Raw genomic sequence first — 7,761 nt, 5'->3', positions numbered from 1 at the left:
ACACGTGGCCTGGGTGCAAAACGAGCTCAATGAAACACCCCGCCAAATCCTCAACGGCGCAACCCCACGTGAGATACTCCACGAAGTATTCAAACGTGGCGCAAACACCGCATGACACCGCCGATGATTTTGGGCCCACTATGGGGGTCTGCCTATGCGGGTACGCGCCCAGGAGGGTGCGCCGGCGCCCAGCGCCGGCACCCGGCGCCCAGCGCAAGTGACGCCGCCCCCCGGCGCCCCCTAGAACAGGCCGAAGCTGAAGGCGATCTGCGAGGACGCAGAGGAGCCGAGGTGCAGCAGGCGGCCGAGGAGTTCGTTGATCTGGAGCTGGAACTGCTCAATCGGGTTCATGGACGCGTCCTTTACGTAAAAAACTGACAACAGTTGCGCACTATTGTTGCACAAGTTACCTAGAGTGACCGTAAGATAACCGCACATGAGCATGAAGCGCACGTTCTCGGCCGTCACTTCCGCCGTCAAAGCCGCCTACCCCGCCAAAGCCGCCCGCCCCAGCACCACCGCCGCCAAAGCCACCAAAACCTTCAAGTCCACCACCACTGCTGTCGTCGCTACGGCGGCGGCTGTGATGGCGCTTGGGGGTGTGGTTGCGCCGTCGGCAAGCGCGGCCCCGGTGAGTGCCGCGACGGTGGCGGGGCCGACGCCGGTGGGCACGGTGAAGGCGTGGGACGCGCGCTCGAACCCGCCGATGGTGGTCAGCTCCGGCAAGCCGCAGGACTGGGTGCAGCAGGTGGACCACAAGAACGTGCTGTCGTACCTGGTGTACTCGCCGTCGATGAACCGCGACATTCCGGTGGCGGTCGTGCCGGCGACCAACGCGCAGGGCCAGCGCGTGGCTAAGGCGCCGATCATCTACCTGCTCAACGGCGCGGGCGGCGCGGAGCAGAACCAGGACTGGCTGAAGATGGCGGACGTGCGCGGCTTCTTCGCCGGCAAGGGCGTGAACGTAGTCATTCCGCAGGCGGGCGCGTTCAGCTACTACACGGACTGGCTGGATGAGTCGCTGAACACCCCGTACCTGAAGGGCCCGCAGAAGTGGGAGACGTTCCTGACCAAGGAGCTGCCGGGCCCGATCGAGCGCACCCTGAACGCGGATAACCGCCGCGCGATTGTGGGCTTCTCCATGTCCGGCACCTCCGCGCTGGTGCTGCCGGAGCACAACCCGGGCTTCTACGACGCGGCCGCGTCCTTCTCCGGCTGCGCGTCCACGGCAAACCCGCAGGGTTACAACTTCGCGCGCCTGACGGTGAACCGCGGCGGCGGCTCCGACTTCAAGACGGCGACCCCGGAGCGCATGTGGGGCCCGATGGGCAGCCCGTACAACGTGTGGAACGACGGCCTGATCAACGCTGAGAAGCTGCGTGGCACGCGCCTCTACATTTCGTCGGCAACCGGTCTGGCCGGCCACTACGACCAGGTCAGCTACATCATGGGCCTGGGCGCGAGCCCGCTGGAGGCGCAGCTCGCCGCCACCACTCTGCAGGTTGAGGGCGGCGTGATCGAGGCCGCGATCAACCAGTGCAACCACGACCTGCGCGCGAAGCTGACCAAGCTGAACATCCCGGCGCACTACGAGTTCCGCAACGTGGGCACCCACTCCTGGCCGTACTGGCGCGAGGACCTGGAGCGCAGCTGGTTCACCACCCTGGCCCCCGCGTTCGGCCTGTGAGGGAGATAGCGGCAGCGCTTCTCGACGGCATCGACAACCCCGACGCCCTCGCCTGGGCGCGCGAGTGGTCCGACGCCACCGAGGGCGCGTACGCCGATGACGCACTGCGCGCCCGGCTGCGCGAGGCGCTGGACACGAACGACCAGATTCCCTTTGTGACGCGCCGCGGCGAGTACCTCTACAACTTCTGGCGCGACGCCGCCCACGTACGGGGCCTCTGGCGCCGCACGACGCTCGCTGAGTACCTGACTGACACTCCCGCGTGGGAGGTCCTCATCGATCTCGACGCGCTCGCCGCCGACGAGGCCGAAGACTGGGTATGGAAGGGCGCCGCCGTGCGCCCCCTCGTCAACGACCGCGCGCTCGTGCACCTCTCCCGCGGCGGCGCCGACGCGACCGTCGTGCGCGAATTCGACCTGGCCACGCGCAGCTTCGTCGCGGACGGCTTCACTATCGACGAAGCAAAAACCGACGCGGTGTGGGTCGACCTGGACACACTGCTCGTCGCCACCGATACCGGCGAAAAGAACGCGTTGACCGCTTCCGGCTACCCCGCGCAGGTTCAGCGCTGGGTGCGTGCCGACGGCGGCACTTTCCGCCGCGAGGAAGTCTTCCGCGGCGAGCACGAAGACGTCTCCGTTGGCGTGGGCTACGACCCCACCCCGGGCTTCGAGCGCACCGTGTTCTCCCGCGCCCTTGATTTCTACAACTCCCGCATCTGGGTTGATGGCGTGGAAATCGACGTGCCCACCGACTGCGAGGTGCGCCTGCACCGCCAGTGGCTCTTCATCCAGCCGCGCACCGCGTTCGCGGGCGTCGGCGCCGGCCAGCTCGCCGTCATCGACTTCGCAGCGTTCCAAGACGGCGCGCGCGACTTCCGCGTCCTCGTCGCCGACGCCACCGTCGAGCACCTCGCGTTCACCCGCACCGCAGTACTCGTAACCACGCTCCAGGACGTGGTCACCCACATCACCCGCTTTGCCCTCGGCACGTGGGAGCGCGAGGAGCTTTCGCTTCCCGACGCCGCGTCCGCCCACGTCGTCGCCACCAGCCCCCTCGACGGGGATGAGGCGTGGCTGGCCGCGTCCAGCTTCACCACGCCGACCACGCTGCTGCGGTATGAGCCGGGCGGCGAGACGACAAGCGGCAGCGCGACAAGCGTGCTGCCGGTTAAAAACGCCCCGGTGTTCTTCGACGCCTCCACCCTGGAGACCCGCCAGCACTGGGTCAACTCGGCGGACGGCACGCGGGTGCCGTACTTCATCACCGGCGATTTCTCCCGCGGCGCCCAGCCGACGCTGGTGGGCGGGTACGGGGGCTTCGAGGTCTCGTTGCTGCCGTCGTTTAGCAATGCCCGCGGAATCGGGTGGCTGGAAAAGGGCTACTTCTACGTGCAGCCGAACCTGCGCGGCGGCGGCGAATTCGGGCCGGAGTGGCACTCGCAGGTGGTGAAGACGAACCGCCACAAGGTGTGGGAGGACCACCGCGCGGTGCTCGAGGACGTGATTGCGCGCGGGTACGCGAAGCCGGAGCAGATCGGCATCCGCGGCGGTTCCAACGGCGGTCTGCTCACCTCGGGCGCGCTGGTGCAGTACCCGCAGCTGATCGGCGCGGCCGTGATCCAGGTGCCGCTGACGGACATGCTGCGCTACCACACGCTGTCCGCGGGTGCGTCCTGGATGGCGGAGTACGGCGACCCGGATGATCCGGTCGAGCGCGCGGCGATTGCGCGCTGGAGCCCGCTGCACAATGTCCGCGGGCGCGCTGAGGTGGCGTACCCGCCGGCGCTGGTGACGACGTCCACCCGCGATGACCGCGTGCACCCCGCCCACGCCCGGACCTTTGCGCAGACGCTTGATCGGGCTGGTCAGCCGGTGGATTACTTCGAGAACACCGCGGGCGGGCACGCCGGCGCGGCGGATAATGATCAGGTGGCGCGCGTGGAATCGCTCATCTTCATTTGGTTGGAGCGCCACCTCACGGGAAGCTAGTGCTCATGAGCACGCACCGCCTGCGATCCACGCCGGTCCCCGGCCACCGGGACACCTACACCGGCGTGGACTTCAACCTGGGCTTCCACGTCACCCACTACCAGCTGGATCTTGACTACAAGGTCGGGCCGAACCGCCTCGACGGCACGGCCACGCTGACGTTGAGTCCGTGGCGCGAGCTGAACCACATGACGCTGGATTTGGTGGACACGATGCGCGTGCGCCGCGTGGACGTGGCGGGCCCCGCCAATGTGACGGTGAAGCGCTACCGCCAGTCCGGGCACAAATTGCGCATCACGTTCAGCGAGGATATTGCGGTGGACACCGAGTTCCAGCTGGTAATCCGCTACGGCGGCAGCCCGCACCCGCGCCGCAGCACCTGGGGCGGCCTGGGCTGGGAGGAGCTGAACAACGGCGCCCTCACGGCCAATCAGCCCAACGGCGCGCCCACGTGGTTTCCCTGCGACGACACCCCGGATGAGAAGGCGACCTACGCCATCACGGTGCGCCCGGATCAGCGCTACCAGGTCGTCGCCACTACCACGCGCCGCCCGCTGCCGACGTACCTGGCCAGCGTGAACGTCGGCGAGTTCGTGCGCCACCAGGTTGGCCGCAACACTGCCACCTGGCTGCCGCGCGGGGTGGCCATGGGCGATTTCGCGCTGCAGCAGGACATGCTCGACTACTTCGAGACCGTCTTCGGCCCCTACCCCTTTGAGCAGTACGAGGCCGTGGTGCACGAGGAGACGCTCGAGATCCCGCTGGAGGCCGCGGGCCAATCCATCTTCGGCAAGAACCACGCGCACGGAAACGAGCGCCTCATCGCGCACGAGCTGGCGCACCAGTGGTTCGGCAACTCGCTGGGCCTCGCGCAGTGGAACGACATCTGGCTCAACGAGGGCTTCGCCTGCTACGCGGAGTGGCTCTGGCTGGACCACCACGGCCGCATTCCGCTCGAGCGCAGCGTGGCTACCCACTACGCGCGCCTGTCCCCGCACCTGTGGACGCTCGCCGATCCGGGCCCGCGCCACATGTTCGACGACGACGTATACAAGCGCGGCGCCCTCACCCTGCACGCCCTGCGCGCACTGCTTGGCGACGACAACTTCTTCACAGCCATCCGCACCTACACCGCCCGCTGCGCCCACGGCGTCGTCGAGCCCTTCGACCTCGCCAACGCGCTCAAGGTGCAAGCCCCGGCCCAGACCGCGGCGATCGACGACACCCTCAACGCCTGGGTGCGCAGCCGCGAGCTGCCCCCGCTGCCGGTGCTCGGAGGCTAAGCATGCGCAACCTCTCCCTCGCAACGCTGTTCTCCGCGGCCGCGGGCTTCATCCTCATCTGGGTGGCCAGCTGGGCGCTCGACGTGGAGACGGAGTTCCGCTATTTCACCGCGTTCTGGGGAGTGTTCTTCGCAAGCACCGGGCTTATCGACGGCATCACCCACGAAACCACCCGAGCCGTCGCCTCTGCCCGGGATACCGGCGTGAAGGGCAGCGCGAACCCGTGGCGTTTCGCCTCCATGGTGGCGGCGTTCGTAGTCATCGCCGTGATTGCCGCCGGCTTCTGGGTCATGCGCACGCTGGTGCCCATGTCGCCCGGCCTGGCCACCAGTTTGTTCGTGTTCGGTCTAGTCAGCTACATCTTCCAGGCCGTGCTCTCCGGCATCTTGAGCGGCGCGAACCTGTGGGACCAGTACGCCGGGCTCGTCGCGCTCGACTCCGGCATCCGCCTCGTCCTCGCACTCGCCGCGTGGGGACTCGGCTGGGGCCTGCCCGCCTTCCTCATGATCACCGTCGCCGGTGCCGTGAGCTGGCTTGTCATCCTCGGCGCCTCCCACTCCGCGCGCCTGAACATCCGCGTCGCCCTCGACGTGGATCGGCCAGCCTTCCTCACCCGCGTCCTCACCGCCATGGTCGCCTCCGGCGCCTCCGCAGCACTCATCACAGGCTTTCCGACGGCCGTCTCCGCCGCCTTCCCCGACAACGACACCGCCGTGAGCATCATGGTCGGCGCGATCAACAACGCCGTCATGCTCACCCGCGCGCCCGTCCTGGTACCGCTGCAGCGGTTCCAATCGGCGCTGGTTGTTCGCTTCGTCGAAAAGCGGAAGCACGTCTACCAGGCACTCCTCGCCCCGGTCGCGGCGGTGCTCGGGCTGGGTGCGGTGGGATTCATCGCCGCGTGGATCGTGGGGCCGTGGATCCTGCGCGCGGCGTACAAGCCCGAACTGTTCGTCGGCGGGCTGACGCTGGGGTTGCTCACCTTCGCCTCCGCGTTCATGGGCACGCTGATGATCACGGGCGTGGCCGTGCTCGCGCTGGAGCGGCACGGCTGGTACCTCGCCGGCTGGGTCACGGCCTCCGTGGCGGCGTTCGCGGTGCTCTTCCTCGCGCCGTGGGGCGTGGTGCAATCAGTCGTGGCGGCGCTGTTCATCGGGCCGCTCGCAGGCGCGCTGGTGCACGTGGCCGGGTTGTCGCGCGCGCGGGCGGTGGCGCCTGCATCGGCGCCTGGGTCTGCGCCCTAAGCATTTTCGCTGAGAGCTCCACCAGCAGCCTGCACTGCTCCCCATTAGTTGGACTGAGAGATCGGTACCTGACTAGTGGGGAGTTTCATATGGACAGTGGCGGTTCGTTGTCTGAGGAGCAACGAGAACAGTTGGTGGATCTGTTTGAGCAGGGGTTGGGTTACTTCGCTGCAGCGAATCGCATCGGCGTCTCCCCTCCGGCGGCGCGGACGTTATATCAACGCTACAAACTGCATGGCAGGCTATGTCTTGTGAAGAAACCCACACGGCAGGAGTACTCGTTCGAGATCAAAAAGGAGATCGTCCAACGCAATCTCGCAGGTGAGTCCCGCATGGACCTCGCGCGCGAGTTTGGTCTGTCCTCTCCCCAGCTGGTGTGGAGGTGGGTGTCGAAGTGGAACAGAGATGGTGACGACGCGTTGAAGCCAAAGCACAACAGCGAGCCGGAAAGATCAACACCCAAGCCGGAAAGATCATCACCCAAGCCGGAAAGATCGACATCCATGCCGGCAGGATCGGCCGAGGAGGCCAAGCTGCGGCGGGAGATCGAACGGTTGCAGGCCGAAAACGCCTACTTAAAAAAATTGCGGGACTTGAGGAATCAGGGACGCGCCTGAAGGTCCAGGTGATCGTCATCCTCAAGTCGCACCACCGCTTGGAGTACCTTCTTGCCGCTGCGGGAATTGCCCGGTCAACGTTTTACTACCACCAGAAGCAGCTCAACGAGCCCGATAAATACGCCGATCTGAAAACCGCCATCCGGGAGAGCTTCGAGCGCAACAAGCACCGATACGGTTACCGGCGCGTGCTGCTTGACCTGCGCAATCAAGGCTGGGCAGTCAATCACAAGCTCGTCTACAAGCTCATGAAGGAGATGGGTCTGAAGGCCAAGGTGCGCCAGAAGCGGCCGTATAGCTCGTACGTAGGCAAGGTCAGCTTCATCGCCGAGAACACGCTCGACCGCAACTTCACCCCGGAAGCGCCGAACACCGTATTCGTCAGCGATATCACCGAGTTTCGGGTTGCCGGGCGAAAGGTATACCTCTCACCGGTGATGGACTTGTTCGACCACTCGATCGTCGCGCATACTGTCGCGACATCACCAACAACTGCGTTTACTGCAGCCTCACTGGCAGCGGCGATCGATGCATGCGCGCCAGAGCCAGGATGGATGATGCACACTGACCAGGGCATCCAGTACCAGCATCAGTCCTGGCGCAGCCTGATCGCCGACAACGGTGGAATCCAATCCATGTCACGCAAAGGCAACTGTTACGACAACTCCGTCATGGAAAACTTCTTCGGCCACCTCAAAACCGAGATGTACTACGGCGAAGACTTCACCACCGTCGAAGAACTCTCCGAAGCCATCAGTGAATACATCACCTGGTACAACACCGGGCGAATCCAGGAACGACTCAAAGGACTGACCCCAATGCAGTACCGAAACCAAGCCATCAAGCTCAACAGCGCCTAGACTCAAACCAGTCCAACTTTTGGGGGCAAGTGCAGCCGGCGGTTGGAGCTCTCAACACATTTGCAGACAGGTGACCAAC

At 65.8% G+C, this 7,761-nt stretch carries 4 protein-coding genes and 1 pseudogene; all 5 read left to right on the top strand.

What is annotated here, in order from left to right; all coding sequences use genetic code 11:
* The first annotated feature begins 586 nt into the window (after positions 1–586).
* The 5 genes and pseudogenes from M5J20_RS10145 (at position 587) to M5J20_RS10125 (ending at position 7,682) form a co-directional block, all read left to right on the top strand.
* The gene (locus M5J20_RS10145) at positions 587–1,687 is read left to right on the top strand and encodes an alpha/beta hydrolase (RefSeq protein ID WP_253579234.1); all 1,101 of its coding nucleotides are present in this window, start codon (positions 587–589) and stop codon (positions 1,685–1,687) included.
* Positions 1,684–3,678, top strand: coding sequence for a prolyl oligopeptidase family serine peptidase (locus tag M5J20_RS10140; RefSeq protein WP_253579228.1), 1,995 nt, complete (start codon positions 1,684–1,686; stop codon positions 3,676–3,678). Before M5J20_RS10145 ends, M5J20_RS10140 begins: the two co-directional genes overlap by 4 nt.
* Before the next feature lie 5 nt (positions 3,679–3,683).
* The gene (locus M5J20_RS10135; protein ID WP_253579227.1) at positions 3,684–4,961 is read left to right on the top strand and encodes a M1 family metallopeptidase; all 1,278 of its coding nucleotides are present in this window, start codon (positions 3,684–3,686) and stop codon (positions 4,959–4,961) included.
* A gap of 2 nt (positions 4,962–4,963) precedes the next feature.
* Complete coding sequence (locus M5J20_RS10130) at positions 4,964–6,205, top strand: hypothetical protein (protein ID WP_253579225.1); 1,242 nt, start codon at positions 4,964–4,966, stop codon at positions 6,203–6,205.
* A gap of 138 nt (positions 6,206–6,343) precedes the next feature.
* Positions 6,344–7,682, top strand: a pseudogene (locus M5J20_RS10125) (IS3 family transposase).
* Positions 7,683–7,761 lie beyond the last annotated feature (79 nt).

This window comes from Corynebacterium stercoris, from assembly GCF_024160105.1.
Lineage (GTDB): Bacteria > Actinomycetota > Actinomycetes > Mycobacteriales > Mycobacteriaceae > Corynebacterium > Corynebacterium stercoris.
This window is presented reverse-complemented; position numbering and strand designations above follow the sequence as displayed.

What these genes read in the sequence shown, in the direction of transcription:
- M5J20_RS10145 (WP_253579234.1), top strand. Translation starts at nt 587, where the DNA reads ATGGCGCTTGGGGGTGTGGTTGCGCCGTCGGCAAGCGCGGCCCCGGTG.
- M5J20_RS10135 (WP_253579227.1), top strand. Translation starts at nt 3,684, where the DNA reads ATGAGCACGCACCGCCTGCGATCCACGCCGGTCCCCGGCCACCGGGAC.
- M5J20_RS10130 (WP_253579225.1), top strand. Translation starts at nt 4,964, where the DNA reads ATGCGCAACCTCTCCCTCGCAACGCTGTTCTCCGCGGCCGCGGGCTTC.